Origin of the sequence: Actinospineispora acaciae DSM 45401, from assembly GCF_000620785.1 — a bacterium.
Taxonomy (GTDB): Bacteria; Actinomycetota; Actinomycetes; order Mycobacteriales; family Pseudonocardiaceae; genus Pseudonocardia; species Pseudonocardia acaciae.
The window spans coordinates 1,419,661-1,446,628 of sequence record NZ_JIAI01000002.1 but is presented as its reverse complement, the minus strand read 5'-3'; the positions used below and the strand labels follow the sequence as shown (position 1 = coordinate 1,446,628).

General features: G+C 72.2%; 23 protein-coding genes, 13 tRNA genes and 2 pseudogenes. 10 read left to right on the top strand and 28 right to left on the bottom strand.

Features of this window, described 5'->3' with window-relative positions:
* Window positions 1-61: 61 nt before the first annotated feature.
* From N912_RS60405 to N912_RS0116635, 5 genes are all read right to left on the bottom strand, one after another.
* Window positions 62-451: an anti-sigma factor antagonist gene (locus N912_RS60405; protein ID WP_051580255.1), complete on the bottom strand. Its 390-nt coding sequence runs from the start codon at window positions 449-451 to the stop codon at window positions 62-64.
* Between the two features lie 157 nt (window positions 452-608).
* On the bottom strand, window positions 609-2,777 hold the full coding sequence (locus tag N912_RS0116650; RefSeq protein WP_028923307.1) for a DEAD/DEAH box helicase: 2,169 nt from the start codon (window positions 2,775-2,777) through the stop codon (window positions 609-611).
* A gap of 346 nt (window positions 2,778-3,123) precedes the next feature.
* Complete coding sequence (locus N912_RS60400) at window positions 3,124-4,968, bottom strand: serine/threonine-protein kinase (RefSeq protein ID WP_051580254.1); 1,845 nt, start codon at window positions 4,966-4,968, stop codon at window positions 3,124-3,126.
* A gap of 17 nt (window positions 4,969-4,985) precedes the next feature.
* Entirely contained in the window at window positions 4,986-7,079 is a 2,094-nt protein-coding gene (locus N912_RS60395) for a serine/threonine-protein kinase (RefSeq protein WP_051580253.1), read from the bottom strand.
* A 47-nt stretch (window positions 7,080-7,126) separates the two neighbouring features.
* Window positions 7,127-7,882: an SCO4651 family lipoprotein gene (locus tag N912_RS0116635; protein WP_156993619.1), complete on the bottom strand. Its 756-nt coding sequence runs from the start codon at window positions 7,880-7,882 to the stop codon at window positions 7,127-7,129.
* A gap of 295 nt (window positions 7,883-8,177) precedes the next feature.
* Between N912_RS0116635 and N912_RS0116630 the strand changes: the two genes are divergently transcribed.
* From N912_RS0116630 to N912_RS62080, 6 genes and pseudogenes are all read left to right on the top strand, one after another.
* Window positions 8,178-9,053 carry a helix-turn-helix transcriptional regulator gene (locus N912_RS0116630; protein WP_028923305.1) on the top strand — a complete coding sequence of 292 codons (876 nt, stop codon included), beginning with the start codon at window positions 8,178-8,180 and terminating at the stop codon, window positions 9,051-9,053.
* 126 nt (window positions 9,054-9,179) lie between these two features.
* Complete coding sequence (locus N912_RS0116625; RefSeq protein ID WP_028923304.1) at window positions 9,180-10,034, top strand: oxidoreductase; 855 nt, start codon at window positions 9,180-9,182, stop codon at window positions 10,032-10,034.
* Window positions 10,035-10,135: 101 nt separating this feature from the next.
* Complete coding sequence (locus N912_RS0116620) at window positions 10,136-10,849, top strand: SGNH/GDSL hydrolase family protein (RefSeq protein ID WP_051580252.1); 714 nt, start codon at window positions 10,136-10,138, stop codon at window positions 10,847-10,849.
* 25 nt (window positions 10,850-10,874) lie between these two features.
* Window positions 10,875-10,988: pseudogene (locus N912_RS66770) on the top strand (LysR family transcriptional regulator); the annotation flags it as partial.
* A 64-nt stretch (window positions 10,989-11,052) separates the two neighbouring features.
* Window positions 11,053-11,193: a hypothetical protein gene (locus tag N912_RS65750; protein ID WP_245645314.1), complete on the top strand. Its 141-nt coding sequence runs from the start codon at window positions 11,053-11,055 to the stop codon at window positions 11,191-11,193.
* A 133-nt stretch (window positions 11,194-11,326) separates the two neighbouring features.
* Window positions 11,327-11,824, top strand: a pseudogene (locus N912_RS62080) (carotenoid oxygenase family protein); the annotation flags it as partial.
* 3 nt (window positions 11,825-11,827) lie between these two features.
* Here the strand turns inward: N912_RS62080 and N912_RS0116605 are convergent.
* The 6 genes from N912_RS0116605 to N912_RS52415 are packed head-to-tail and all read right to left on the bottom strand — an operon-like array spanning window position 11,828 to window position 17,800.
* On the bottom strand, window positions 11,828-12,697 hold the full coding sequence (locus N912_RS0116605) for a 2-dehydropantoate 2-reductase (protein ID WP_028923301.1): 870 nt from the start codon (window positions 12,695-12,697) through the stop codon (window positions 11,828-11,830).
* Window positions 12,694-14,013, bottom strand: a complete 1,320-nt coding sequence (locus N912_RS0116600; protein WP_028923300.1) for an MFS transporter — start codon at window positions 14,011-14,013, stop codon at window positions 12,694-12,696. The genes N912_RS0116605 and N912_RS0116600 overlap by 4 nt, the downstream gene beginning before the upstream one ends.
* A gap of 25 nt (window positions 14,014-14,038) precedes the next feature.
* Window positions 14,039-14,830, bottom strand: a complete 792-nt coding sequence (locus tag N912_RS0116595) for a class II aldolase/adducin family protein (protein ID WP_342670859.1) — start codon at window positions 14,828-14,830, stop codon at window positions 14,039-14,041.
* A gap of 44 nt (window positions 14,831-14,874) precedes the next feature.
* Window positions 14,875-15,615, bottom strand: a complete 741-nt coding sequence (locus tag N912_RS0116590; protein ID WP_028923298.1) for an SDR family NAD(P)-dependent oxidoreductase — start codon at window positions 15,613-15,615, stop codon at window positions 14,875-14,877.
* On the bottom strand, window positions 15,612-16,415 hold the full coding sequence (locus tag N912_RS0116585) for an enoyl-CoA hydratase/isomerase family protein (RefSeq protein ID WP_028923297.1): 804 nt from the start codon (window positions 16,413-16,415) through the stop codon (window positions 15,612-15,614). Before N912_RS0116585 ends, N912_RS0116590 begins: the two co-directional genes overlap by 4 nt.
* Complete coding sequence (locus N912_RS52415) at window positions 16,412-17,800, bottom strand: phenylacetate--CoA ligase family protein (protein WP_051580251.1); 1,389 nt, start codon at window positions 17,798-17,800, stop codon at window positions 16,412-16,414. Before N912_RS52415 ends, N912_RS0116585 begins: the two co-directional genes overlap by 4 nt.
* Window positions 17,801-17,965: 165 nt before the next feature.
* Between N912_RS52415 and N912_RS52410 the strand changes: the two genes are divergently transcribed.
* From N912_RS52410 to N912_RS0116560, 4 genes are all read left to right on the top strand, one after another.
* Window positions 17,966-18,592 (top strand): TetR/AcrR family transcriptional regulator, encoded by a 627-nt coding sequence (locus N912_RS52410; RefSeq protein WP_051580250.1) that lies wholly within the window; start codon window positions 17,966-17,968, stop codon window positions 18,590-18,592.
* A 156-nt stretch (window positions 18,593-18,748) separates the two neighbouring features.
* The gene (locus N912_RS0116570; protein WP_028923296.1) at window positions 18,749-20,023 is read left to right on the top strand and encodes an aromatic ring-hydroxylating oxygenase subunit alpha; all 1,275 of its coding nucleotides are present in this window, start codon (window positions 18,749-18,751) and stop codon (window positions 20,021-20,023) included.
* The gene (locus N912_RS0116565) at window positions 20,020-20,505 is read left to right on the top strand and encodes an aromatic-ring-hydroxylating dioxygenase subunit beta (RefSeq protein WP_028923295.1); all 486 of its coding nucleotides are present in this window, start codon (window positions 20,020-20,022) and stop codon (window positions 20,503-20,505) included. Before N912_RS0116570 ends, N912_RS0116565 begins: the two co-directional genes overlap by 4 nt.
* An 18-nt stretch (window positions 20,506-20,523) precedes the next feature.
* Window positions 20,524-20,742 carry a hypothetical protein gene (locus N912_RS0116560; RefSeq protein WP_037064493.1) on the top strand — a complete coding sequence of 73 codons (219 nt, stop codon included), beginning with the start codon at window positions 20,524-20,526 and terminating at the stop codon, window positions 20,740-20,742.
* 4 nt (window positions 20,743-20,746) lie between these two features.
* Here N912_RS0116560 and N912_RS0116555 read toward each other — a convergent pair whose 3' ends face one another.
* From N912_RS0116555 to N912_RS0116480, 17 genes are all read right to left on the bottom strand, one after another.
* Window positions 20,747-21,571 carry a DUF72 domain-containing protein gene (locus tag N912_RS0116555; RefSeq protein ID WP_028923293.1) on the bottom strand — a complete coding sequence of 275 codons (825 nt, stop codon included), beginning with the start codon at window positions 21,569-21,571 and terminating at the stop codon, window positions 20,747-20,749.
* A gap of 177 nt (window positions 21,572-21,748) precedes the next feature.
* Window positions 21,749-22,342, bottom strand: coding sequence for a TerD family protein (locus N912_RS60390; protein WP_028923292.1), 594 nt, complete (start codon window positions 22,340-22,342; stop codon window positions 21,749-21,751).
* Window positions 22,343-23,036: 694 nt separating this feature from the next.
* A tRNA-Cys gene (locus N912_RS63555) sits at window positions 23,037-23,107 on the bottom strand.
* Between the two features lie 76 nt (window positions 23,108-23,183).
* Window positions 23,184-23,260: transfer RNA gene (locus tag N912_RS63550), tRNA-His, on the bottom strand.
* A gap of 2 nt (window positions 23,261-23,262) precedes the next feature.
* A tRNA-Val gene (locus N912_RS0116540) sits at window positions 23,263-23,335 on the bottom strand.
* 87 nt (window positions 23,336-23,422) lie between these two features.
* A tRNA-Asn gene (locus N912_RS0116535) sits at window positions 23,423-23,495 on the bottom strand.
* 9 nt (window positions 23,496-23,504) lie between these two features.
* Window positions 23,505-23,576, bottom strand: a tRNA-Arg gene (locus tag N912_RS0116530).
* Between the two features lie 9 nt (window positions 23,577-23,585).
* Window positions 23,586-23,661 (bottom strand) — tRNA-Gln (locus N912_RS0116525).
* A gap of 29 nt (window positions 23,662-23,690) precedes the next feature.
* Window positions 23,691-23,762, bottom strand: a tRNA-Gln gene (locus tag N912_RS0116520).
* Window positions 23,763-23,811: 49 nt separating this feature from the next.
* Window positions 23,812-23,887 (bottom strand) — tRNA-Thr (locus N912_RS0116515).
* 1 nt (window position 23,888) lies between these two features.
* Window positions 23,889-23,965 (bottom strand) — tRNA-Leu (locus N912_RS0116510).
* A 10-nt stretch (window positions 23,966-23,975) separates the two neighbouring features.
* Window positions 23,976-24,050 (bottom strand) — tRNA-Phe (locus N912_RS0116505).
* A gap of 18 nt (window positions 24,051-24,068) precedes the next feature.
* Window positions 24,069-24,141: transfer RNA gene (locus N912_RS0116500), tRNA-Asp, on the bottom strand.
* Between the two features lie 51 nt (window positions 24,142-24,192).
* Window positions 24,193-24,265 (bottom strand) — tRNA-Gly (locus tag N912_RS0116495).
* Window positions 24,266-24,453: 188 nt separating this feature from the next.
* Window positions 24,454-24,522, bottom strand: a tRNA-Trp gene (locus N912_RS0116490).
* Window positions 24,523-24,838: 316 nt separating this feature from the next.
* Window positions 24,839-25,879 (bottom strand): DUF418 domain-containing protein, encoded by a 1,041-nt coding sequence (locus N912_RS0116485; RefSeq protein WP_028923290.1) that lies wholly within the window; start codon window positions 25,877-25,879, stop codon window positions 24,839-24,841.
* A 132-nt stretch (window positions 25,880-26,011) separates the two neighbouring features.
* Window positions 26,012-26,863 carry an SMP-30/gluconolactonase/LRE family protein gene (locus N912_RS0116480; protein WP_028923289.1) on the bottom strand — a complete coding sequence of 284 codons (852 nt, stop codon included), beginning with the start codon at window positions 26,861-26,863 and terminating at the stop codon, window positions 26,012-26,014.
* Between the last annotated feature and the right edge of the window lie 105 nt (window positions 26,864-26,968).

Here is a 26,968-nt window from a genome sequence, read left to right as displayed (position 1 = left end):
GCGAGGCTCCGGTGGCCACCGCCGTCTGGGTCGGCACCGGGATGACCACGGCGAGATCCGCTCAGCTGGCCACGCCGTCCGAGACGCTGGTGCACAGGGCAAGCACCTGATCCAGACCGGTGATTCGCAGCAGGCGGATCACCGGACAGGGCTCGTCGACCACAACCCGCAGCACCGCGCCCTGCTCACCGGCTCGCGCCGCCGCGTCCGCCAACGCGGCCAGGCCCACCGCGCCGAGGAACCTGACCGATCGCAGGTCCACCACCACACATCCCCCACCGGCCGCCGCCAGGGCGGCGCCGACCCCGGCGCGCAGGCGTCCCACCGTGGACAGGTCCACCTCGCCGACCACCGTCACGACGATCGCGGCGCGATCGGCTCGCTGCCGGACGCTGAGCAACTGCTCGATGCCGGGCTGCCGTTGCCGCTGGTTGACATCTCGCGTGACCACTGCGCTTCCTCGGGTTTGGCCAGTCCGCGGATTTGCCGGTGCTGGTCCACCCATTGTGTGGTCCGGATGTCGTTCGCGGCTGCCCCGCCACCTGACGTTCCGCTGACAACTTGCGGCGGGTGGCCCGCCGCACCGGACACGAGGACGCAATCGCGTTCTACGTCGCCAACCTCGCCGGCGGGGTAGCGCCCAACGCGTCGGTCAACAGGGCCACCAGGGCCTCCAACTGCACGTCCGCCGAGGACGGCGCCTCGTCCTCCGAACCGTCCAGCGCCCGTGCCGCGAGCCCGGCCTTGCTGTCGATCAGCTCGGCGATCCTCGCGTCGATGGTCTGGGCGGCGATGATGCGCCAGGCGGTGACGGGCTCGGTCTGGCCGATGCGGTGGCTGCGGTCGATGGCCTGGGTCTGCTCGGCGTCGGTCCATGAGAGCTCGGCGAGCACGATGTTGGAGGCGACCTGCAGGTTGATGCCGACCCCGGCCGCGGTCAGTGAACAGACCGCGATTGCGACGTCGGGATCGTTCACGAAGGCGTCGATCTGCTTCTGCCGCACCGTCCGCGCCTGGTCGCCTCGGATCGATGAGAACCTGATCCCGGCCTTGGCGATGGTCTCCTCGGCGGCGTCCATCACGTCGACGTGCTTGGCGAAGAAGACAACCTTGCCGGCGCTGTGCGCGAGCTGGATCGCGTAGTCGGCGGCGAGGACGGCCTTTGCCCGGCCGATGCGCCGCATCATGGCGAACACGTTCTCGCCGCCTTCGGCGTTGGTCGCCTCCTTCCGTTCCCGGGTGGCGATCCTGCGCACGAGGTCGTGGTCGATCCCCTCGACGACGGGGCCGGACTCGCGGCGGGCGAGTGCGCTCTCGTACTGCGCCACCATGCGGCGGGCGAGGTCCTGCTCGGCCTTGCGGATCGACCGGCCGACCTTCTGGTCGAGCTCGACGGGGAGGTCGGCGATCCGTCGGGCCGGGATGTCGGCGGCGACGTCGACCTTGCGGCGACGGACGATGCCGAGGTCGACCACGCACTGGCGCGCGCGGGGGTAGAACCCGGGGTCGGCCGGGGTCAGGCCGGTGTCCTCGAGCGCGTGCATCAGCGCGGCGAGCGGTTTCGTGTCGTCGATCCAGCCGAGGAACTGCCAGATCGCCCGGAAGTCCTCGATGTCGTTGATCAGCGGGGTCCCGGTCAGGGCCATCAGGAGGGGCCGGGCGACGCGGGACCGGATGCGCTCGGAGAGCCGCAGCACGTGCTGGGAGCGCTGGGAGGTCTTGTTCTTGATGAAGTGCGCCTCGTCGATGACCATGCCGCGGAAGCCCAGGTCGCCGATCCAACCCAGGTGGCGGTCGAGCACCTCGTAGTTGACGACGACGATGTCGGCGAAGCCGTCCATCGTGTCGCCGTTGCCGTGAATCGCGGTGGCCGACCGGTTGGGGGTCCAGAGCTCGGCCTCGCGGACCCAGTTGGTCTTGACAACGTTCGGCACGACCGCGAGCAGCGGGTAGGCGTCCGCCGCCTTCGCGGCGAGCAGCGCCTGAGCCGTTTTGCCCAGGCCCGGTTCGTCGGCGAGCAGGAAGCTCCGGTGCCCGGCGGCGGCCGCGGCCACCACCTGCCCCTGGTGGGGCATCAACTCGCGACCGCCCGGCGCGTGCGGGAACGACGGCGCCGGCAGCGCCATGCCCTGCGGCGCTCCCGCGCCGGCCCGTTCGAACGAGCTGAACAGCGGCCCGAGCAGCTCCCAGGTGGCCAGCCGGCGTGGCGGGGCGGCGCTCGGCCTGGCGGCCGAGAAGTCCGGGGCGAGGAAGGGGTTGGCCAACTGGCGCGAGACGACCGCCCTCGGCACCACCTGCCGTTCGGCCGCGGCGGGCGCGGCCGACGACTCCGACGACTCCGACGACTCCGGGGACGTGACCTCGACCAGGGCCGGCTCGACTCCGGCGTCCTCGAGCAGGTTCCGCATGAGTGACCTGGCCGCGTCGGGCATCACGGCGTCCTCGGCGAGCAGCGCGAGCAACGACGTGTCACGGGTGGCGATCTGCGCGAGGATCAGCGCGATCCCGTCGAGGCGCTTGAGCATCCCGGACCGGCGGGCGTCGCCGTTCACCTCGGCCCGCACCCTGGCTCGTTCCTGGCGTGCCAGGAACGCGATGACCTGGAACTTCGTCCGGTCCGATGGCAGCATGCGGCCGCGCTGCGCTGCCGCCTCGACGTCGCGCGCGGTGCGGGCGAGCATCGGGATGATGCCGCCGTCGTCCCGGTCGCGGGTACGGCGTTGCGGTCCACGGGCGGTGCGATGTGCGCGCCGTGGGCGCCGGTCACCTCGAGCCACGAACTACTCCTGCCTCCATACGGTCGAAGCCCGATCCCCAGTCGGCGATCGGGCACCTGACGTGGCATTTCGTCAGAGCGGGCACAGGGTGTGAACCTGTGGCTCCTCGGGTCATGTGCCGGAACAGCGGCCGCTCCGGCACACCGATCACGGTGGGAGCCGTCCACGTCTCCGCGGGCCAGACGCCGGCCCAGATCCGATTCGGTCCTGGCCGGGCCGGTGTTCCTCGGGCACCGGTTCGCTCCCGGTACCGGAACAATCGTACCTGTCGCCGAGGGACACGCACCTCAAGGCTGTTGTGGAGCGTCGAGCCCAACGGCGACAGGACGCGAGGCTTCACACCCCATCACGGAGGGCCGGGGCTGGACGTCACCTGGTCGGCGGGCGGTGGGCTGATCAGCACCGGCTCGCCCCAGCCGGAGAACCGGACGTCCTGCGTCATCGGCAGCATCCACGCCGACCCGGCCGGCCGGTCGGAGCGGAACCGCACCAGCCGGTTCTGTCGGTCCAGCCAGAGCGTGTAGCTCCCGGTCGTCGCCGGGTCGGCGGACACCGGCCCGCCCGGCCGCCAGGCGGGGTCCTGGGCCAGCTGCGTGAGCACGGCCGGATCCACCCGCAGCGTGTACCGCGTGGTGGCCACCCCGTCCAGCTGCTCGTCGTCGCTGCCGACCAGCGTCGCCGCCGGCACGTCCCGGCTGAGCGGGTTCACGTACCGCCAGGCCGAGTTCTCGACGGTGCTCCTCATCCGCCGGTCGGTGGCCTTGGTCGAGTCGAACGGATAGTCGGTCCACTGCGTGCCCGCCCCGGCGGCGGGCGCGTTGCGCGTCCACAGGTGCCCGGGCAGCGCCACGGTCCCGCCGTCGGTGTCGGTCGCGGACAGCGCGGTTCCACCGGGCCGGTGGGTTGGGTCGCTGTGGGCCTTCGAGCTGATCGCGTACCAGGCGTGGTCGCCGTCGATGCGCAGCTGAGCGTCGTACCGCATGGTCGTCGGGATGTCGCCGAGTGCCAGGTGCACCGTGCCGGCGGACTTGAGGGTGCCCGCCTTGCGCACCTGCGCATCGATCGCGGCGCTGAGCGCGGCCGGGGTGTCGAACGCGGGCTGGGTCGGCCGGGCGACGTCGCCGGGGTACCCGCCGGAGAACACCATCGCCCCCGCCACGGCCGCCGCCACCACCGCGCCGCCCAGGCCCAGCCACAACCCCCGGTTGCGCATGCGGTGCCCGACCTCGGCCGGCACCAGCACGGTCTCGACGGCATGGGTGGTCTCCGCCGAGGGGTCCACCGGCCTGGTCCGGTCCCCGTCCCCCGACGGCCGTGACGCGGCGACGTGGGGCAACCGTTCGGTGTGCGCCCCGACCACCTCGGGCGGCCAGCCGGCGAGCCGCTCGGCACTCGCCGGCAGCTCGGTGACCAGCTCGGCGGCGCTCGGCCGCGACGCCGGTTCCTTCGCCAGGCACCGGCGCAGCACCGGCGCGAGCGCGTCGGGGACGCCGTCGAGGTTCGGCTCGTCGCCCGCGATCCGCAGCAACATCGCCACCGGGTGCGCGGTCGAGCCGAACGGGCCGTGCCCGGTTGCCGCGAACACCAGCACCGAGGCCAGCGAGAAGATGTCCGAGGCGGTACCGGGCTCCACATCGCCGGCCTGCTCCGGCGACATGTAGGCGGGGGTGCCCGGCAACGCCCCGGTGCGGGTGATCGGGGCGGCGTCCACGGCGCGCGCGATCCCGAAGTCGATCAGCCGGGGCCCGTCGGCGGACAGCATCACGTTCGACGGCTTCACATCCCGGTGCACCAGCCCGGCGGCGTGCAGCCCGGCCAGCGCCCCGACCAACCCGGCGGCAAGGACCCGCAGCGGGTCGGCGGCCAGCGGACCGGCCCGCTCGACCGCCTGCTCCAACGAGGGCCCCGGCACGTACTCCGTGGCCAGCCATGGCCTGTCGGCCTCGGGATCGGCGGCGAGCACCGCGCAGATGCCCACCGCACCCACCGCACTCGCCACCTCCACCTCGCGGGCGAACCGGGCACGGAACCCCGGGTCCTCGGCCAGCTCGTCGTGCACCACCTTGACCGCGGCCAGCTTCCCGTTCCGGTCACCGCCGAGGTAGACCCGGCCCATCCCGCCGGAGCCGAGCACCCCGAGGAAACGGTAGGGCCCGGCACCTTCCGGATCGTCCGCTCGCAGCGGTTCCATCACGCTCTCCCCTGTGCTCAGTGTTCGGTCATCGGGATGACGTCGACGGCGGAGTGGTCGTGCTTCCGGTACAGCCGCCGCCCGTCGGTACTCAGGCCGCCGGGGGTGAGGTAGCCGGTCGTCGGCGCGGTGGCCAGCACGGCGCCGGTAACCGGGTTGATCACCTTCAGGGTGCGGTCGCGGGCATCGTCGAGCGCGAGCTGCCCGCCGGGCAGCGCACACATCGCGTCGATGAGGCCCGGCACCGCGACCCGCCGGACGAATTCCCCCGTCCGTGCGTTCAGCGTCGTGATCAGGCCCGCCGACTCCGCGTACAGCTCGTTGCCGTCCGCCGAAGCCGCGAGGTGCCTGGCGCGCAGCGCCGCCGGCACCTCGGCGACCTGCCCGGTGGTCAGGTCCAGCCGCCAGACCGAGTCCAGCGTCCTGGCCAGGTACGCGGCGCCCCCGTCGGGGCTCAGCACGACGTCGTCGACGTCGCTCGACGGCACCTCGAACCGCATCCAGGTCCGGGTCGTCAGGTTGACCGCCAGCACGACGTGTCCGGTTTGGCCGAGCAGGACCAGCCGGCCGCCGTCCTGGCTCAGCGCGCTGGCCCGGAAGAGTCCGTCATCCGGTACCGCGAACTGCCCGAGCGAGGCGCCGTCGGGCCCGATGGCCTCGACGCGCCCCGGATCCACTCCGTACAGCTCACCGGCATGGGTCAGGTACAGCTTGGTCGGGAGGTTGGGCACCGAGAACCGGTTGCGCACCGCCAGCGAGGCCGGGTCGAGCACCGTGACGGCGCCGGCGTCCAGTACGAACACCCCCCGCTTCGGGTCCACCGCCAGGTCGAGAACGTAGTCCGGCCCCGGCAGCGGGCTCGGGGTGCCGAGCGAGACCGCGCGCACCGGTGGCGGGGGGCTGCCCGGGCCGGTCGGCGCCGGCCCGTCGGGCGCTCGCCGCGCGCCATGTCCGGACCACACGGTCGGCACCAGCGCAACCAGGACCAGCCCGACCACGAGCGGCAGCACCAGCAGGGCGAGCACGCCCGCCGGCTGCCGGCGACCGGTGCGGAACAGCCGGGTCAGCGAGCGCAGCGCGGTGCTGGTCGGGGTGAGCCCGGCGGGAACATCGCCGAGCGACCGCCGGCCCCTGGCCGGGCTGGACGACCGACCGTCCGGCGGGGCCTGGATCGGCACGGCGGGCGGCAGATCGGGCTGCGCGGGCGGCGCGGGCGGCGCGGCGGTCAGCCGGGCGACGACCGGAGGCGGCCAGGCGGCCGGCGCGGATGTGCTCCAGTGCGCGAGCACGGCCGCGAGCTGACGCGAGCTCGGCCGCTCGGCCGGGTCCTTGCGCAGGCAGCCAGCCAGTTCGCCGCGCAGCGCCGCCGGTAGCCCGGTCAGCTCCGGTTCACCGCGGGTGACCTTCATCAACACGGCGACCGGGTTGCCGCCGGTGCCGAACGGCCCGCGCCCGGTTGCGGCGAAGGTCAGCACCGAAGCCAACGAGAACACGTCCGAGGCCGGCCCACCCTCCGCGCCCCCGGCCTGCTCCGGCGACATGAACGCGGGAGTGCCGACCGCCAAACCGGTGCGGGTGATCCGGCTCGCATCCACCGCGCGAGCGATCCCGAAGTCCAGCAGCCGAGGGCCGTCCATGCCCAGCATCACGTTCGAAGGCTTCACGTCCCGGTGCACCAACCCGGCGGAATGCAGCCCGGCCAGCGCATCGGCCAGCCGGCTGGCCAGCACCCCGACCGCCCGCTCCGGCAGCGGGCCCGCCTCGGACACCGCCCGGGCCAGGGACGGGCCGGGCACGTACTCGGTCGCCAGCCACGGACGCCGCGCATCGGGATCGGCATCGACCAGCGCGACCGTCCACGGAGCACGCACCCGCCCGGCCACCTCGATCTCCCTGGCGAACCGGCGCCGGAACTCCGGAACCCCCACATGCGCGCCATGGATCACCTTGACCGCGACCAGCCGGCCACCACCGCCCCGGCCAAGGAACACCTGCCCCATACCACCCACGCCCAGCCGCCCGACCAGCTGAAACGGCCCAATCGACGCCGGGTCCCCGGAACGCAGCCCGGCGACGGCCCCGGTGCCCCGCGGGCTCTGATCGTTGCGCACTCGGTACTCCTCAACGGATGGCGGCCGACGCGACGGCTGGCTCGGTGTCAGCGCGGCATCGACTCGACGAGCCGAGGGTCGGGCGCCTGGACCGAGACCGGGCTGCCGTAGTCGGAGAGGTCCATCGTCATCAGCGCCACCTGGTTCGGCGTCGGCGTCGACGTCCGCGTCAGGAGCCGGGCGAAACGGCCCTGATCGTCGAGGTACAGATCGGCGTGCGCGTCGACGGTCGGCGCCTGCGCCCCGGCGCCGACCCGCATCGGCGGGGTCGACAACGTGAGCTCGTAATGCCGCATGGCCTTGCCGTTGACCTCGGCGACGCCGAGATCCCGCACGTCCCTCGCCCTGGTGCGGAACTGCCTGATCTGCTCGGCCGGGTCGCTCTGCGCCTGGCCGACGGCGGCGGCATCCAGGACGAACCAACGGTCCTGCCCGGCCGGCCGCTGGTACAGCAGGTTGCCGATCATGACGCTCCGCACCCTCTGAGGCGGCGTGCTCGGGTCGCGGACCACGGACATCTCCATGTCGGCGACGTGGGCCGTGTAGTCCATGCCGCCGGCCCCCGTGAGGACGGTCAAGGTGTTGCCGCCGCCCGTCACGTCGACCTTCATGGTGAAGCGCGCCGACCTCGCCGACAGCGTGGCCTCGGAGGCGGCCACGACCTGCTCGAGCGGGTCGGGCGCCGGGGTCGGCGGCCCCCCGGCCGGTGACGGCCCGCCGTCCTGGGCGGCGCCGCCGCACCCGGCCGCGAGCAGCGTCACGAGAACCACGGCCCCGGTCCAGGTCCCTCCGCGCTTCCTCATCCTCATCCCCTCATCGATCCAACGGGCTCCCCGTCAATGACGCACGCAACCGCCGACCGGTTGGGCGCGGTCCCATCGCCGCCGACCCGTTGTTCATGGCCGAGACCCTCCCCGCCCGCGCCCGCCCCCAACATCGGCGCGCGGTGGCGGCGGTGTTCGACGAAAGTTGGAGCCACCCTCCACACGACGGCCGATGTCGGCGCCGGCAACGCCCGATCCGCGGCTCTGCCTGGGTGGTCCTCGCGGGGCCACCTACCCCGTTGGCGGGTGAGGGCGGCGCGCTCAGACTGGAGGCATGGCCAACAAGGAACTGGGCGACTTCCTCCGCGCCCGCCGCGCCGGACTCACACCGGAGGAGATCGGGCTTCCGGTCGAGCTCGGTGTCGGTCGCCGCGTCGCCGGCCTGCGGCGCGGCGAGGTCGCCCGGTTGGCCGGGGTGAGCGTCGAGTACTACACCCGGCTCGAACAAGGCCGCGCCGGACATCCCTCCGAGCAGGTGCTGCTCGCCCTGTCCGACGCCCTGCGGCTGGACGACGTCGAGCGACGGCACCTGTTCACCCTCGCCGGCGCCGTGTCCGGGGCGCGGGGGCGCGGCGAGCACTCGGCGCGGCCGCGGCCGGCGATGCGGCGGGTGCTGGAGTCGTTGGAGTTGTGCCCCGCCTACGTCCGCGACAGCAATCTCGAGATCGTCGCCGGGAACGCGCTGTGGGCGCTGGTGTTCCCCGATCTCGCCGCGCTGCCCCGCCGGGAGCGCAACATGGTCCGCTGGACGCTGCTGGACCCCGGCGCGCGCCTGGTCTGGCGCGACTGGGAGCGGGTGGCCCGTGACCACGTCCACGTGCTGCGGCTGGCCGCCGCGGACCAGCCCCGCAACCAGCGCATCACCAACCTGATCGGCGAGCTGATGGTCCGCTCACCGGAGTTCCCGGCGTGGTGGTCCGAGCAGCGCGTCCACGAACGCAGCACCGGCAGCAAACGGATACACCACCACATCGTCGGTGACCTCGAGCTGGAGTTCGAGATCTTCACCCCGGTCGCCGACCCGAGCCTGGCGATGCTGGTCTACTCGGCCCCGACCGGGTCCCCCAGCGAGGAGCGCCTACGGCTGCTCGCCAGCTGGGGAAGCGAGCCCTCGGCCGCGGCGCCCCGGAGCGCTGACGCCGGCTCCTGATCGGCCCCAGCGGGCATCCAGCCACCCCCTATCACCCGGACACGAGTCGATATCGCCGTGCGCACCCGCGCGCCCGGCGGCACTCCATCACGGCCTGAACAGGCCGTCACCGAAAGGAAAACCCTGATGAGCAAGACGTTCCTGGTCACCGGTGTCAGCACGGGGCTCGGGCTGGCGATCGCCCGGCGGGCGCTGGCGGCCGGACACCGGGTGGCCGGCACGGTGCGCACCGAGCGGCACGCGGCCGCGTTCCAGTCCCTGGACGCCGAACGCGCCCGGGCCTTCATCCTCGACCTGACCGACTCCGACCGGATCGAGCCGACCGTCCGCGCCGCCGAAGCCGCGTTGGGCCCGATCGAGGTGCTCGTGGCCAACGCCGGCTACGGCGTCGAGGGCACCTTCGAGGAGTCCCCGATGGCCGACCTGCGCCGCCAGTTCGAGGTCAACGTGTTCGGCACGGTGGCGACCATGAAGGCGGTGCTGCCCGGCATGCGCGAGCGGCGCGCCGGCCACATCTTCGTGATCACCTCGATGGGCGGGATGACCACGTTCCCCGGCCTGTCGTTCTACGAGGGCAGCAAGCACGCGATGGAGGGCATCACCGAGGGGCTCGCACAGGAGGTCGCGCAGTTCGGGGTGCGGGTGACCGCGGTGGCCCCCGGCGCGTTCGCGACCGACTGGGCGGGCCGGTCGCTGGCCCGCGCGCCACGCGGCGTCCCCGACTACGACGAGCTGTTCGACCCGATCCGCGCCCGCCGCCAGGCCCTGGCCGGCCAGGGGATCGGCGATCCCGACCGCGCCGGCCGGGCCATCCTCACCGTGCTCGACGCCGACACCCCACCCGTGCACCTGCTGCTCGGCTCGGACGCCCTGCGCCTGGTCACCGCCGGACGCCGGCGCGTCCAGAACGACATCGACACGTGGACCGATCTCAGCCTGTCCACCGATCGCCCCGACGGCGGAGTCACCGTCTCCTCCTGACACAGCGGTCAGCGCGCTGGAGCTGTGACGCGCAACGCGTGGACAGATGGATACTGTAGCTATCTATAATAGATACTTACACTATCCATCTGGAGGATGTCGTGATCTACCTGTTCGTACCGATACTGGCCTGGCAGGGCAGGAGGATCCGAGCGACCGTCCCTCGACTGCCCGAGGCCGGCGGCCCCACCGAGGGAACCGCTCGCGGCGACGGCGCACCGTTGCGAATCGCGGTCATCGGCGACTCCACGGCGGCCGGGGTGGGCGCGCAGCGGCACGAAGCGGCGCTGCCCGGCTACCTCGCCGCCGAGGTGGCCAGGCACACCGGTCGTGCGGTTCGGTGGCGGGTGCTCGCGCGCAGTGGTGCCACGGCGGCGTCGGTGCGGCACCGCCTGGTGCCCAGGCTGCGCGACGACGAGCCGCCGCACGCTGTGTCGGTCGCGGTCGGCGTGAACGACCTGCTCCGGCTGCGCTCGCTCCGGACGTTCGAGCGTGAGGTGGCAGCGCTGGTGGCAGCCGTACGGGAGTGCGTGGGCACGCCGGTCCCCGTGGCGTTGTCGGCGATGCCGCCGCTGGGGATGTTCCCCAGCCTGCCTCAGCCGACCCGCGCGATCTTCGGCCGGCGGGCCCGCGCGATGGACCGTCGCCTGCGCCGGGTCGCGGACCGCACGGCGGGCGTACGCCACGTGCCGTTCACCGCCCCCTCCCACGCGCGGTTCTTCGCCGCCGACGGCTTCCATCCGTCCAGCTCGGGATACGCGGACTGGGCCGCCGAGCTGGGGCCGACGGTCGCCGAAATGGTTTCTCGCGGCTAGTCGAGCGAGCCCTGGGTTCGAGGGGGTGCCCGCAGTGGAGCCGCGGGAGGTCGAGACATTTCTCGTGTTGGCCGAGGAACTGCATTTCGGACGCACCGCGGGACGATTGTCCGTCAGTACGGGACCGGTGAGCCAGACGATACAGGCCCTGGAGGTGGAGATCGGCGCGCCGCTGTTTACGCGCACCTCGCGGCGCGCGCGGCGTGGCCGGCGAGTTGCGGGTTGCCCATTTCGCGGCCATCGGAGCGTCGCAGGTGGCCCAGGTGGCGGCGGTGTTCGAGGCGCGCTACCCGACCCGGCGGGTGGTGACCATGCCGCAACCCACGCATTTGTCAAAATCCTGACCGAGACTTACGTCCAGAACCCAACTCTCAATTCTCCACCGATCATTCAGTAAAACTAAACGTTCATTTAGAGGCGCTTATAGGGCTATAATATAGTTACTGGACACCATTAAACCTGAGCTTAACCTTGGCCATGGCCAACACCTATCTCAAGGGCGCCTTCGCTCCAGTTCATAAAGAGCTTACGATCACCGACCTGAATGTGTCGGGCACCATTCTGGAATACCTGGACGGGCGCTACCTGCGCGACGGCCCGAACCCGATCTCCGACGTGGATCCGGTCGTCTACCACTGGTTCCTCGGTGACGGCATGGTGCACGGCGTGCGGCTGCGCGACGGGCAGGCGAAGTGGTACCGCAACCGCTGGATCCGCGGCCCCGAGGTGGTCAAGGCGCTCGGCGAACCACCCCTGACCGGCCGGGCCAGCACCTCGCTGCTCTCGCCGGGCGCGAACACCAACGTCATCCAGCACGCCGGCCGCACCCTGGCCCTGATCGAGGCCGGCTCCGCGAACTACGAGCTGTCCGACGAGCTGGACACGATCGGCTACTGCGACTTCGACGGCACCCTGCCCGGGGGCTACACCGCGCACCCCAAGCACGACCCCGCGACCGGCGAGCTGCATGCGGTCCGGTCAGGCCGCGATAGCGTCGAGCACCGCGTAGATGGCTTGGTTGGCCGGCGTGGGAATGCCGTGGCGGGCACCCAGGCGGGTGACAGCCCCGTTGAACGGCTCGTGCTCGAGCGCTCGGCCCGCCAGCCGGTCGTAGAGCATGGAGGTGCCGTCCTCCTCGCCGAACCGGTCGTAGAAGGCGAGGGTGCGGGACACGTCCTCCTCGCCGAGCGAGGCACCCTCGGCGATCCCGACGGCCACCGCCTCCCGCAGAAGCGTGACGGCCAGGTGCCGGATCTGCGCCCGGCCGAACACCGCCATCCGTTGCCCGGTGAGCGCGGTGATCGGGTTCGCGGCGATGTTGGTGAGCAGCTTGCGCCAGGCGGCGGTGGTGAAGTCCGTCTCGGTGCGGACGTCGACCCCGCGCGGCGCGAGGGCGGCGAACCGCTCGCCGGAACGGTCGGCGGGCACGACCAGGTGCCGGCCCCGGCGGTGGCGGACCAGGCCGAGCGCGGTCCGCTCGGCGGCGATGTAGACCAGCGCGGGAAGGATGTCCGCCGGGCCGCCGAGGCCGGCCAGCCGCTCGCGGTGGTCGATGCCGTTCTGGCAGACCACCACCGTCGTCGCCGGCGTGCACGTCCGCTCCAGCCACGGGCCCACTGTCGCCGTCTGATGCGCCTTCGTGCAGAGCAGCACCCACTCCGCATGCCGCGCCTCGGAAGGGTCGTCGACGACCGGGACGCCGAGCGCGCGCGATGCCCCGTCCCGTTCCAGGCGCAGCGGCGCGTTCGCCGAGCGGGCGCACACCGTGACCCGATGACCCGCGTCGGCGAAGGCGGCGGCGAGGACGGTGCCGATGCCTCCCGCGCCGATGACGGCGATCTCGCTCATCGTCGCGCCGGCTCGGCGCTCGACGGTTCCCGCCAGGCGAGGACCGCGACCAGCGTGATGGCGCATCCGAGCGCCATGTACGCGCTGACCGCCAGCGCGCTGCCGGTGCGGGCGAGCAGCCAGGACGCGACCATCGGCGCGAACCCGCCGCCGAGGATCGAGCCGGCCGCGTAGGCGAGGGACGAGCCGCTGTACCGCACGGCGGGTGGGAACAGCTCGGCGTAGGCGGCGGCCTGGGGCCCGTACGTCAGCCCGAGCCCGAACGCCAGGCCGAACACCGCGAGCAGCATCAACGGCAGGGACGCCGTGGCGAGCAGCGGAAACAGCGGGAACGCCCAGACGGCCAGCGCGACGGTGCCGGCCAGGAACACGGCTCGGCGGCCGACGCGGTCCGACCAGCGCGCCCCCAGCACCGTCCACAGTGCCCAGGACAGCGCCCCGAACACGCCGACGACGAGCATCGTCGACCGCGACACCCCGACCCGCTGGCTGCCGTACGAGCCGAGGAAGGCGATCAGGATGTATCCGCAGAGGTTGAGGCCGACGAACAGCCCGGTGGCGATGAGCAGCTCCCGCCGGTGGCCACCCCACAGCGCCGCCAGCGGTGCCCGCTGGCGCGCACCGCGGCGCCGCAGCTCGGCGAACACCGGGCTCTCCGCGACGCCCGCCCGGACCGCCAGGCCGACCCCGATGAGCACCACGCTGAGCAGGAACGGGACCCGCCAGCCCCAGGCGAGGAACTGCTCAGGGGTCGTCGCCGACGACACCGCGAGCAGCGCCAGGTTCGCCAGCACGAGCCCGAGTGACCCGCCGAGCTGGGGAAACGCCCCGTAGGTGCCTCGGCGCCCCGGGGGCGCGTGCTCGACGGCCAGCAGGGCGGCCCCACCCCACTCGCCGCCCGCCGAGAGCCCTTGGACGAAGCGCAGCAGCACCAGCAGGATCGGCGCGGACACCCCGATGGCGGCGTACCCGGGCAGCAGGCCGATGGCCGTCGTCGAACCGCCCATCAGCAGCAAGGTCGCCACCAGCATCGCCTTGCGGCCGAGCCGGTCGCCGAGGTGCCCGGCGACGATCCCGCCGAGCGGCCTGGCCAGGAAGCTGACCCCGATCGTGGCGAACGACGCCAGCAGCGCCGACGCCGGCTCCAGGCCGGGGAAGAACAGCGGGCCGAAGACCAGGCCGGCGGCGGCGGCGAAGACGAGGAAGTCGTACCACTCGATGGTGCTTCCGACGAGGCTCGCCCAGGCCGCACGGCGCACCTCACCGGCCGAGGCCGCAGGAACGCCCGCCCGCGACGGGCCGTGCGTCGAGGTCATCGCCAGCTCCCCTTCCCGCCGGTGGTCAGTCGAGGACGTCCGGGTCTTCGCGGACGATCCGCTGGTAGAGCGGCTGGAAGCTGAACCACGCGGCGCGCGGGGTGCCCATGGTGTCGCGGACGGTCCGCGCATCCGCCGGGTCGGCGGGCCGCGGCGTGCCGGCGGCCTCCGCGAGGAACTGGACGTGGGCGCTGTGCTCGAACGCGATGAACCACCACGCGGCCTCGTCCACGCTCTGCCCGACGGTCACCACGCCGTGGTTGGCCAGCACGGCGGCGCGGTGCGGGCCGAGGCCCTGCGCGATCGCCTTGGCCTTGAGGTCCTCCAGGGTCACCCCGGTGTGCTCGGTGTGGATCACGTGGTCCTCGAAGAACATGCAACCCTCGTTGGTCAGGGGCTGGATCGGGCGGTTCATCGCCGACCACGCCGAGCCGTACAGGCTGTGCGCGTGGGCGGCGGCGACGACGTCGGGGCGCGCGGCGTGGATCTCCGAGTGGATCCGGAACGCGGCGGTGTTGAGGATCCCGTCGCCCGCCACGACCGCGCCGGAGTGGTCGACCTGGATCAGGTCCGAGGCGCGGATCATGCCGAAGTGCACGCCGAACGGGTTCACCCAGAACCGGTCCGGGTGTTCGGGGTCGCGGGCGGTGATGTGGCCGGCCACGCCCATGTCGAAGCCGAGGCGGGCGAAGGCGCGCAGCGCGACGGCCAGCCGTTGCCTGCGGTCGAGGCGTTCCTGCTCGACGGAGTCGAACACCGGTGGCTCGGCGAAGACCATCCGGCCGGGCGGGCCGTCGGTGCGGCGAGGGGCGGTCATTGGCGGGCTCCTCCTCTGGTGTGCGCGGACGATGGCGGTTCGGCTCAGCCGCCGAGGCCCATGCCTCCCGAGACGCCGAGCGTCTCGGCGGTGACGTAGGACGCCTCCGGGGAGGCCAGGAACGCGACGCCGGCGGCGATCTCGTCCGGGGTGCCGAGCCGGCCGAGCTGGGTGCCGGCGATCATCCGGGCGAGCATGGTGTCTCCGCGCTCACCCATGTCCCGGATGGCCTGCACCATCGGGGTCTCCGTCGGGCCGGGGGCCACGCAGTTCGCGGTGATCGAGTAGCGCGCGTTCTCCCTGGCGATGGACTTGCTGAACCCGATCACGGCCGCCTTCGCCGCCGCGTACACGGCGTTGCCCTTGGAGCCGATCCGGCCCGCCTCCGAGGTCACCGTGACGATGCGGCCGTAACGGCGCGACTGCATGCCAGGCAGCACCGCCTGGGTGCAGGCCAGCACGCCTTCCACGTTGACCGCCAGCACCTTCCGCCAGCGGTCCGGGTCGACCTCGGTGAACCAGCCGAAGTCGTCCATCCCGGCGTTGTTGACCAGGACGTCGAACGGCTCGCCGCCGAGCGCGGCGCGCACCGAGGCGGGATCGGTGACGTCGAGGCCGGCCGCCGTCCCGCCGATCCTGGAGGCGGTCAGTTCCGCGCCGCGCGCGTCGATGTCGACGACCAGGACGTGGGCGCCCTCGCGGGCGAGCCGGGCGGCGACGGCCGCCCCGATCCCGCCGGCGGCCCCGGTGACGACGGCCCGCTGGCCGGTGAAGCGGGCGGTCATCGGCCGGTGAACCTCGGTGCGCGGCGCTCCAGGACGGCGGCAAGGCCCTCGCGCGCGTCGGCGGTGCCGGACAGCTCGGCGACGGTGCGCGCCTCGTCGGGCAGGGCCTGTTCGACGGATCGTCCGAGGCCGTCCCACATCAGTCGCTTGGTGGCGGCGATCGCCCTCGGCGCGCCGGCGGCCAGTTCCCCGGCGAGCGCGAGCGTTCGCTCGGCGAGCTCCGCCTCGGGCACCACCTCGGTGACGATGCCCAGCTCGTGGGCCTCGGCCGCGGTCAGCCGGGGGTTGGTCAGCACGATGCGCATCGCCTGGCGGATGCCGACGATCCTGCTCAGCGTCACGGTCGTGCCGGCGTCCGGAGCCATGCCGACGGCGGTCGCGGCGGGCAGGAACCGGGCGGTGTCGGCGGCGACCACGAAGTCGGCCGCGCAGACCAGGCCGAACCCGCCGCCCCCCGCCGCGAAGCCGTGGACCTGCGCGATCACCGGAGCGGGCAGCCGCATCATGGCCGAGACCGAGACCTGCAGCCACGAGGTGACCTCGCGCAGGTAGTCCGGCAGCCCGTGCCCCTTCGAGGCGAAGTCGCGCACGTCGCCGCCGCCGCTGAAGTGCCTGCCGTTGCCACTGATCACCAGCACCCGCAGGCCGGGATCGCGGTGGCAGGCCATCAGCGCCTCGTACAGCGAGCGGAGGAAGCCGACGGACATCCCGTTGGCCGACCCCGGCCGGTTCATCCGCAGGCTGGCGACGCCGTCGGCGACGTCCAGCAGCACGTCGCCCTCCGCGATCACCTCGGTCATCGGGCCGGCTCCGCCACGGTGCCCGGCCGCGCCCCGACCAGGGCCGCCAGCGAGGGAGCGACCTCGGCGAACTCCGTCACCGACAGCACCCGCCGGGCCTTGCCCTCGTACCGGGGAAGCTCACGCTCGCGCGACGCGAGCACCGGCAGCCGGATGCCCAACCGGTCGGCGAGGCGCCGGCCGATGTCGGCCACCACGCTCTCGTCCAACCCGCCGGCCACCTCGACGACGACTGTCGCCTCGGTGGCACGCAGCCCCTCCGGGTCCTTGTCCACGACCAGCTGCCACCCGGCGCCCGTCCCCACTGTCGCGCGGACCACGTCGTCCACCTGCGAGGGCATCACCAGCGTGCCTCGGACCTTCAGCACGTCATCGGTGCGGCCGGAGACCCAGCTGATCTTCGGGTGCGCGCGGCGTCCGCACGGGCAGTCGTACGCGTCGGCCGCCCACGAGGTCAGGTCGCGGGTGCGCCAGCGCAGCATCGGGGATGCCTCCCGCCGCAGGCTGGTGACCACCAGCTCCCCCGTCACGCCGGGCTGGGTGACCCGCGCGCCCGACTCCGGGTCGACGATCTCCACCAGGTGGTGGTCGGCCCAGACGTGGACGGTTCCCTGCGCGGCGGAGAACTCGCAGGTCCCGGCCACGAAGGGACCGCCGAGCTCGGTCGTGCCGTAGGTGTTGTGCGCCTGGAACCCGGCCGGCATGGCCTCGGTGAGCAGGTCGACCGCCGCCGGGCTCATCGTCTCGCCGCCGAAGATCCCGACCCGCAGGTTCCAGTCGGTCGCCGGGTCGATGCCCGCCTCCCGCGCCCGCTCGACCAGCAGCAGCGCGAACGTCGGGGTGCAGGAGATGACGGTGACGCCCAGGTCCCGGAGCCGCTCGATGGCCAGTGACGTGCGACCGGGGCCGGCCGGGAAGGCCGTGACACCGACCCGCTCGTAGGCACGGTCGAGCGCGCTCCCGCCGATCCAGAGCCCGTAGCCGTAGCACTGCCACGCGATGTCGTCGCCGTTCACGCCCATCGCCGTGAGGTTGCGGGCACCCAGCTCGCCGATGTCGTCCAGGTCGAGGCGGGTGAACGCGATGTTGCACGGCAGGCCGGTGGTGCCGGTCGTCGCGTTGAAACGGGCGACGTCGGCCAGCGGCGTCGCGCACACCCCCCACGGCTGCATCGCCCGAAGCTGGTCCTTGTCCATGAACGGGACCGAGGCCAGGTCGTCGGCGCAGCGCACGGCGGCCGGGTCGACACCCGCCCGCGCGAGGCGGTCACGGTAGTGCGGGACGCGCAGGCACGCCCGCAACGTGCGCCGCAGGCCATCCCGTTGAAGTCGCTCGACCTCGCCGACCGATGCGGTCTCGATGGCCGCAGACCAGTAGGTGGTCACGCCGTGGCCCCTTTGCCAGTAGGTGATCAAAGAATCAACCGACCGTTCGGATGATAGATTGGCAGTAGAGGATCCGGGACGTCAAGCCTCCGGACCGCCGGCCGGGCGATCGCGGCTATCGTTGGACCCGGTTCGGAACCGGCCGAGGTCGAGCGGGAGGCATGCGTGGCGCGCATCAGCAGCTCGGTCCGCCCGCCGTTCCGGCTCGACGAGATCGTCGACATCGCCGTGGGCGTGTTCCTCGAGCGCGGCTACGACGCGACGTCGATGGGCGACCTCGCGAAGGCGGCCGGGATCACGAAGTCGAGCTTCTACCACCACGTCAGCTCCAAGGAGGAGCTGTTCGAGCTCGGCGTCGGCCGCGCCCTCGACGCGCTGTTCGACGTGCTGAAGGAGCCCGGCGCCCTGGACGGCCCCGCCATCTCCCGCGTCCGACACATCGTCCGGCGCCTGGTGCAGATCATCACCCAGCGGCTGCCCGAGGTGGCGCTGCTGGTCCGCACGCACGCCAACACGCCCGCCGAGCAGCGCGCCACCCAGCGCCGCAAGCAGTTCGACCGGGCGATGACGGCACTGGTCGAGCAGGCCGTCCGGGACGGCGACCTGCGCCTGGGCATGGACCCGGCGCTGTTCTCACGGCTGGCGCTCGGCGCCGCGGTCTCGGTGGTCGAGTGGTACCGGCCAACCGGCCGCGTCTCGTCCAACCAGCTCGTCGACGCCGTCGACCAACTGATCTTCGCCTCGCCGCTCGCCGCCGCGTCGCCCCACTCGCTGACCGCGACCCTGGACTGATCGCGCCCGCCGTATGAACGTCCGCCGTATGAACGCCCGTCGTCCCGTCGGCGCATAACAATACGATGCTGCATTGTATTGTTGGTCGTACCGATCGTGCGCACCCGACCGGCCGTTGCGACTTGAAATCAACCGATCGTTCGGTACGGTCTGGTCATGACTGCCCGCGCTGTCGACGGTCCCGACTACGCGCGCCTGATCGGCGCCGACCGAGTTCACGGGTCCCTGTACACCGACCCGCGCGTGTTCGCCGACGAGCTCGAACGCATCTGGTACCGGACCTGGGTCTACGTCGGGCACGAGAGCGAGCTCCCGCAACCGAACGACTACGTGGTCAAGTGCATCGGACCGCAGTCGATCATCATGACCCGGGACCGGCAGGGCACCGTCCACCTGCTGCTGAACCGGTGCAGCCACCGCGCCAACCAGATCTGCGAAGCCGCGCGCGGCAACTCGGGCGCGCTGCGCTGCCAGTACCACGGCTGGACGTTCGGCACCGACGGAGCGCTGCTCGGCTACCCCTTCCGGCAGGGCTACGACGGCAACGAGGCCAAGGCGTCACTCGGCCTCGCGCGCCTGCCCCGGGTCGACTCCTACCGAGGGTTCGTCTTCGGCAGCTTCGCCGCCGAGGGTCCGAGCCTGCGTGAGCACCTCGGCGCCGCCGCCGACGCCCTCGACCGGCTCGCCCGCCTGTCCCCCGAGGGCGAGGTGGAGCTCACCGCCGGCTGGCTCCGCCACGAGGTCGCGGCCAACTGGAAGATGCTGGTCGAGAACGAAACGGACGGCTACCACCCGCAGTTCGTGCATGCCTCGATCTTCGAGGTGGGCCAGAGCCACGTCGCCGCCATGTACAGCGAGAAGTCCCTGGCGGCCGCCCGCGATCTCGGCGGCGGCCACACCGAGCACGACCTCCGCCCGCAGTTCCGGGCCGACGACCTGCCGTTGGGCTGGTTCGGCACCACCGAGGACCGGCTGCCGGACTACGCCCGGTCGATGCGGGAGCTGCACGGCGACACCGCGGCCCGCGAGATCATGGTCGACGGCTCACCACACGTGATGATCTTCCCGAACCTGTTCATCGCCGAGATCCAGGTGTTCGTCATCCAGCCCACCGCGGTCGACCGAACCGTCCAGCACGTCACGCCACTGCGGTTCAAGGGAGCCCCCGACCTGAACCGGCGCCTGCTCCACCAGGTCAGCGGTTCGGTCGGCCCGGCCGGCCTGCTGCTCGCCGACGACTCGGAGATGTACGAACGCAACCAGCGGGGGGTGGCGAGCCGGGCGCCGGAGTGGCTGGCGCTCAGGCGGGGCCTGCACCGCGAGCGCATCGACGAGGACGGCCACCTCGCCGGGGCGGTGACGGACGAGACCACCCAGCGCGGGATCTGGCGTCACATCAGGCACCTGATGACCGAAGGAGGTACGCCATGAGCGCCGCCCGGATCACCCGCGACGAGGCCGAGCGGTTCCTCCACGCCGAGGCCCGCCTGGCCGACGGCCATCGCTACGACGACTGGGAGGCGCTCTGGACCGATGACGCCCTGTACTGGGTGCCGGCGGGCCCCGAGTCCGCCGCCGACCCGGACCGGTACATCTCGGTCATCTACGACCATCGCTCCCGCATCGCCCTGCGCGTCGCACAGCTCAAGACCGGCAAGCGACATTCCCAGGACCCGGCCAGCAGGGTCGCCCGCCTCATCTCCAACGTCGAAGTCACGCGCGACGGCGAACGCGGCACCGACACCCGGGCCACCTTCATCGCCATGGAGTCCCGTAGCCGAGGCCTCACGACATGGGCCGGAACCGTCGAGCACACCCTGACCCGCGTCGACGGCGTCATCCGCATGTCCCGGAAGGTCGTCATGCTGGTCAACCGCGACCAACCCATCCCGACGCTGTCCTTCCTGATCTGACCCGGGCACGAGATCGACATGGACCCGGATCAGCTCATCGAGAACGAGTTCGCCTCCGTCACCGTTTCGCTCGACCACGACGGCAACGCCACCAGGCTCCGCGTCACCGACAACAAGACCGGCCGCACGGCGCACTTCGACGCCCTGCTGCTCGAAACGCTCGTCTGGGCGCCCGACGCCGAACTGCGGCGCCTGCTCGATCCGGGCCTGCACAGGTGGTCACGCCTCGCCCCGTGAAGGGTCAGAACAGGGTCGCGGGCTCGACCGGCTCCGGCTCGGGCAGTGGGTCGAGGCCGGGCACCAGCGCTCGCACGTCGTCGTGGAACCGGCGGGCGAGCGCCGGCGCGTCGTCGTTGTCGGGGGTGTGCAGGAAGACGGTCGGTGCCCGGCCCTCGCGCAGCCACCCGGCGACCACCTCGGTCCACGGCCGCCACCCCTCGACCGTCTCCTCGACCGAGTCCCGGCCCAGGTACCGGACGATCGGCTGGTCGGTCAGTGCCCGCGTCCGCCTCGGCAGCCTCGGCTTCTTGGCCCAGGCGTCCTGCTCTGCCTCGCTGGTCGGTGGGCGCTGGAAGAACACTGTGGTGTCGAACGGCACCCACTCCGCGCCCGCGCCGGCGAGCGACCTCTCCAGCAGCGACGTCGAGCCGGCGTCGGTGAAGAACCCGGGGTGACGCACCTCCACGGCGCGCCGGCGGTCGGCGGGGAGCCGGCGCAGGAACCGGCCGAGGGCGTCGACGTCCGAAGGACCGAACGAGCCGGGCAACTGGGTCCACAGGACCGCCCGTTCGCCGAGGGGTTCGATCGCGTCCAGGAACGCCCGCATCTCGGCCTCGACCCCGACGAACCGGCGCTCGTGCGTGACGACCTTGGGCAGCTTGACCACGAACCGGAAGCCGGGGCCCGTCTGCCGCGCCCACGTCACGACGGTGTTCCGCGCGGGAGTGGCGTAGAACGTGGTGTTGCCTTCGACCGCGTTGCACCAACCGGCGTAGGCGCGCAGGCGCTCCTGGACCGGCAGCGACCGCGGCAGGAACCGCCCTGGCCACGCCTTGTGGGTCCACATCGCGCAGCCGACATGAAGGCGTGCCACGTCGTCGACTCCCCTGGATCGTGAGTGAGAGTTTCTACCGGACACCGTTGGAGGAGAAGGAGGGCGCTAGATCTTTCCGTGAAGAGCGGGGCCGAAGCCCCGTCATAAGGAAGCGCCCTCATGGCCTCCATCGGCATGGTATCGGCCCGGTCAGTCCGGGACGAGCTGGTTGAGCCGGTCCAGGGTGATCACCTCCGAGCCTTCCGGGAGTCCGTCGGGGCGTTCGATCCCGATGAACGTGACGGGCTCGGCCGGCGCCAGGTCGGGCGTGTACGGGGTGTACTCGCGCATCAGCTCGACCAGGTAGGCGACCGTCAGGTGCCGGCGCCGGACGATCGCCCGGACCAGCGTGGCGGTGCCGGTGCGGTTGGCCTCCGTGCGGTTGGCCCACCTGATCCCTCGCGGGTAGAGGTGCAGCCACGTCGCCGTCCACGCGCCGTCGGCCCCTCGGCTGAACACGACCGGCAGCGCGACCCGTCCCGTTCCGCGCATGGCCGAGCGGGACCGGACGGTGGCCGGCTCGAACGGCATGCCCTGCTGGTGGTGCTCGCGGGTCATGAACCCGGACATCGACTCGGCGGCCTGGTCGAAGCCCTCGCCGGCGTAGATGTTCACCTGCGGCACCACGTGGGTGGCCGTCACGTCGGCCAGCGGCACGTCGATGAACTCGGTCGCGCCGTCGGCAGCGTCGGTGATGTCGCCGGAGTAGTAGGCGCCGTCGGCGTGGTGGTTCGTCCAGGACATGTGGCCGGCGTAGCCGAAGTCGTCGAGCAGCAGCGCGGACAGGTCGAAAGTCGGTGCGCCGCGCGGCCTGCCGCCAGTGGGTGAAGAACCGCGGCAGCTCCCCGTCGACGCGGGTGCGCGAGCCGCGGGGCATGACCGCAAACCCGCCCTCGCCGGCCGTTCCGGACAGCGGCAGCGCCAGGTCCAGCGCCGAGGGGTCGACGACCAGCCGCTGGTGCGCCGGCAGCCGCCGCGCCAGCTCGCCGTCCAGCACGCCGACGGCCTTGGCCACCGCCGCCGGGTCCAGCGGCGGGCGCCGGTCGGCGGTCGTCCAGGCCCGGCGGTTGCGGTTGACGAACACCCGCGCGGCGTCGGGCTCGGCACGGTTGGTCAGGTGCTCGCGGACCGAGCACAGCACCCGGCCGGACACCCGGTCGCCGACCAGCTCGCGGACCGCGCGCACCGCACCCGCCGCGAGGTCCATCGCCGCCCCGGGCTCGAGCCCCGCGACGTGCGCGAGCAGCTCGCCGGAGGCGCTGAACCCGACCTGCAGCAGCGCGGCGTCGAGCTGCCGGGCGACCGCCGCGCCGTCCCCGGCCGGGCCGTCGCTCGCGGGCACCCGCAGCGCCTTGTGGACGACCAGCGCCTCCAGCATCGCCGGCTCCCGCCTTGTCGCTCCTTGTCGGTGCGGCTCCACGGCGGAGCAGACGATGCGAGACCCACCCGGGAGTCGAACCCGGTACCAACGGCTTTGCGGGCCGCCACACGACCGTCGTGACGTGGGCCGGGGGTCGCGCGCCCCGGTGTCGAACCAGGCCGCCCAGGGGTATGAGTCCCGGGGTGGCAGCCGTGCCGCGCGCGTTGGGGTGACCGACCGGACTCGCACCGGCTTGACCCAGGTTCACAGCCTGGGGCCTCGTCTGCTTCGGCCTCGGTCACAGTCGTCCCGGCGGGGGTCGAACCTCGCGGCCTCCTACGCGTCGGGTAGGCGCTCTGCCGTTGAGCTACGGGACGGAATGTGGAAGACGAGGGTGTCGAACCCTCCACGGCGATCGTGCAAGGATGGCCTGCGCACCGGCGCGTCCCCCGTGACTCGATGTGCTCCCTCGCCAGGGCTCGAACCTGGTGCCTCCCGGTTAACAGCCGGGCGTGCAGCCCGTTGCACCTCGAGGGAATGGACGAGCGCCCCCAGCAGGAGTCGAACCTGCATCTCCGGCTTCGGAGGCCGGTGTCTTCTCCGTTGGACCACGAGGGCGTGGTGGGGTGGCTGCCCGTCGAGGATTCGAACCTCGGTCTCCGCGTTCAGAGCGCGGTGTCCATGCCGGCTGGACCAACGGGCACCGGCGGGGTACCGGGTATCGGATGTGCGCTCCCGGCCCAGGGCTCGAACCTGGCCTTGTGGATTCAAAGTCCGCCGTGCTGCCGACTACACCAACCGGGACCGGGCCACGAGGGCGGGAGTTGCGGGGTGCGCCGACGGCCGGCGGCGGTGGAGCCTCCCCTGGGAGTCGAACCCAGTTCCTCCCGTTTACTGGACGGGTGCTCTGCCGGTTGAGCTCGAGAGGCGTGGTGCGGTTCCGGGGAGTCGAACCCCGACTGGACTGGCCCTCAACCAGTTGCCTCTGCCGGTTGGGCTAGAACCGCGCGGGTTTCGTGGTGGCTGCCCCAGGAGTCGAACCTGGCCCCCTCGGGTTTCAACCGAATGCGCCGCCGTCAGCGCCTGGCAGCCGGGACGTCGGCGGTCTCGCGCTCACGACGGGACTCGAACCCGCGATCGCCGCATCGACAATGCGGTGCCCTTGCCGCCGGGCCACGTGAGCAGGAACCTGGCGGTGCGGCGGCCCGACCGCCGGCCGCATCGGCCAGGTTTGAGGGGCCGGTGGGCATCGAACCCACTGCTTCGGTTTGGAAGACCGACGTGTCCGCCGAGTTCACCACGACCCCGATGTCCGCTCCACCGCGGGGACCCACCCGACCTCGGGTGCCCCGGCGGTGTGCGGCCGGCATGCCCGCCTCCGGCGGACCTCGGCGCGGTGAACGCGGTCCGTCACGTCGTGCGGGCATTGTCTGCTCCGCTGTGGAGTTGTCAATGGACGGCTGACCCGCACCGCGGTTCGGTGCGTGGCCGAGCGCGCCGGCGGGAGGATTCGAACCCCCGGGAAACGGTTTTGGAGACCGTTCCGCGTCCATTGCTCGCCGACAGTTCGGAATTTCTTGAGCATGCCGAAATAGAAAGCCGCCCGATCGGTCTCCCGATGGGCGGCTCCCAGGCATGACGCTCGTCTACGTCATGGCGGGGAGCCTGAGCTGCAGAGCAGCTCCTGCCCTTGCCGTTCGGTCATGCTCGCGACATCGCTCGCCGCGCCGAAATGGTGGCGCTGCGACCAACCCGTCAACGTGCCCGTCACGACTTCCTCCTCAGTAGAACATCTTCATAGTCCGGGAAATGGGCGGACACGTCAATACCTTTTACGGAGATTCCGTATGCGGGAAGTAAGGAAGACCCGAAGCGCCCGCCTAACCGGCGACGGCCACGCGGTGGTCGGGCCCGCGGCGCAGGGGCGGGCGGCGCGCCCAGGTGGCCCACCGCCACAGCCACTCCAGCGGACCCTGGCGACAGTGGCGCAGCCAGCAGGTGGACCACAGCCACTGGACGGCCAGGATCGCACCCGCGATCACCAGCACCGTCGTCGTCGACCAGCGCTCCGGGTGGCCGTGTACCGCCGCGACCCCCAACACCAAGACCGTGGCGGTCAGGTAGTTGGTCAGCGCCATCCGGCCCAGTGGCTCGAAGAGCACCCGAGGGGCGGCCCGCAACGGCGTGCGGAGCAACACCAGCAGGGCGCACACGTACACCCCCGCCAGCAGCAACCCGGCCAGTGGGTAGCAGAGCCTGAACCCCCAGCCGTCCACGTCGCCGGACCGCTCGAACTGGGCCTGCAGCCACAGCACGGGCGCCGCACCGGCCGCGAGCACGAGGCCCAGTACGGCCGGCGCCCGGGTGGACCGCTCGATCCCGGCGACCACGCCGTAGCGGGTCAACGCCGAGCCCAGCAGGAACAACCCGGGCACCATGGCGAAGTGGCCACCGTCCAGCAGCAACGCGGCGGTGAGGAGCACGGCGGCGAGCCCCGCCACGACCCACCGGGGCAGCCAGGTCGACGGCAGCAGCACCAGCAGGCCCACGGCGGCGTAGACGGTCAGGATGTCGCCCCGCCACAGCAGGAACAGGTGCGCCAGGCCGATCGCCAGCAGCACCACCAGCCGCCGCAGCAGAACCAGCCGGGGGCGGGCGCAGCGGTGTGTGGCGGAGGTCAGCAGCAGCGAGAACCCGATGCCGAACAGCAGCGAGAAGATCGGGAAGAAACGCAGCGCGACAAACAGCTGCATCCAGTCGAGCGCGCCTCCCGGAGGCCGCGCGGCGGACACCACCGCGGCGGGGTCGACGTTGGCGATCGGCGCGACGTTGGCCACCAGGACACCGCACAGCGCGAACCCGCGCACCACGTCGAGCGCGACCAGCCGGGGCCGTCCGGGATAGGGATCGTCGCCAGGCATGGGGCTCATCCTGTGTCCCCGGCCCGGTCGCCGACACCGGTCAGAGGGAGGGTTGCCGCCGGACGCGATCGTGCTTTCGGCCGGTTCGCGTCCGGGCGGCCGCCCGGGTCGCCGCCCGGGTCGCCCCCCGGGTCATGGTCGGCCGACCCCGGGCACGCGGACCGGCAGGGTCAGGATCTCTCCGGTGCGGGGGCCGTTGGTCAGCCGCGCGAGGTTGGCGACGTGGTCGTCGGCCTCCCGCCACTCGGCGGTCAGGATGAACAGGGTCCGCCGGTCCGGGCCGCCGAGCATCAACGCGAACGGTGCCCGGTTCGGTCCCAGCTCGACGCGTTGCAGGATGCGGCCGCCCTCGGCGACGCGGGCGATCGACGAGACGCCGGTGGACACCCAGACCGCGCCCTCGGCGTCGAGGCAGATGCCGTCCGGGCTGACCCCCTTGGCGAAGACCCGGCGGTGGGACAGCCCCGCGTCGGCGTCGATGTCGAACGCGGTGAGGCATCCGGCGAACGACTCGGAGATGATCAGTGTCCGGTCGTCGGGGGTGATCACCATTCCGTTCGGGAACTGGATGTCGCCGGCGACCTGGCGGAGTCGGCCGTCGGGCGTGACCAGCTTGATGTAGCCGGGCTCGGGCGGCGCGCCCGCGACGAAGTTGAAGTCCGCGCCGTTGAGGTAGATGTTGCCCCGGCCGTCCACCACTATCTCGTTCGCGCGCTGCTCGGCGTGCACGACCAGCGACCCGTCGGGCTCCTGGCGCCGCAGCTTGTCCCCGGTCACCAGCAGCCGGCCGTCGGGCAGCCAGGCGATCGAGTAGCCCATCGGGTGGCTGTCGGGCTCTCGGGTGGCCATGACCTCGGACCTGCCCTCCAGGTCGACGGCCACGACCTCGCGGTCGATCCAGTTGCAGAACCACAGCCGGTCCTCGTGCCACCGTGGCGACTCGGGGATTCCCAGGCCGTCCAGCAGGACCTTCGGCTCAGACATCGATGCCTCCTCGTGTGATCGGGTCGAGCTCCTCGTCTCCTATACGAACCACGGCCCGGCCGATCGACACCGGGCGACGTGACGGCGACGGCCGGATACTTCCTT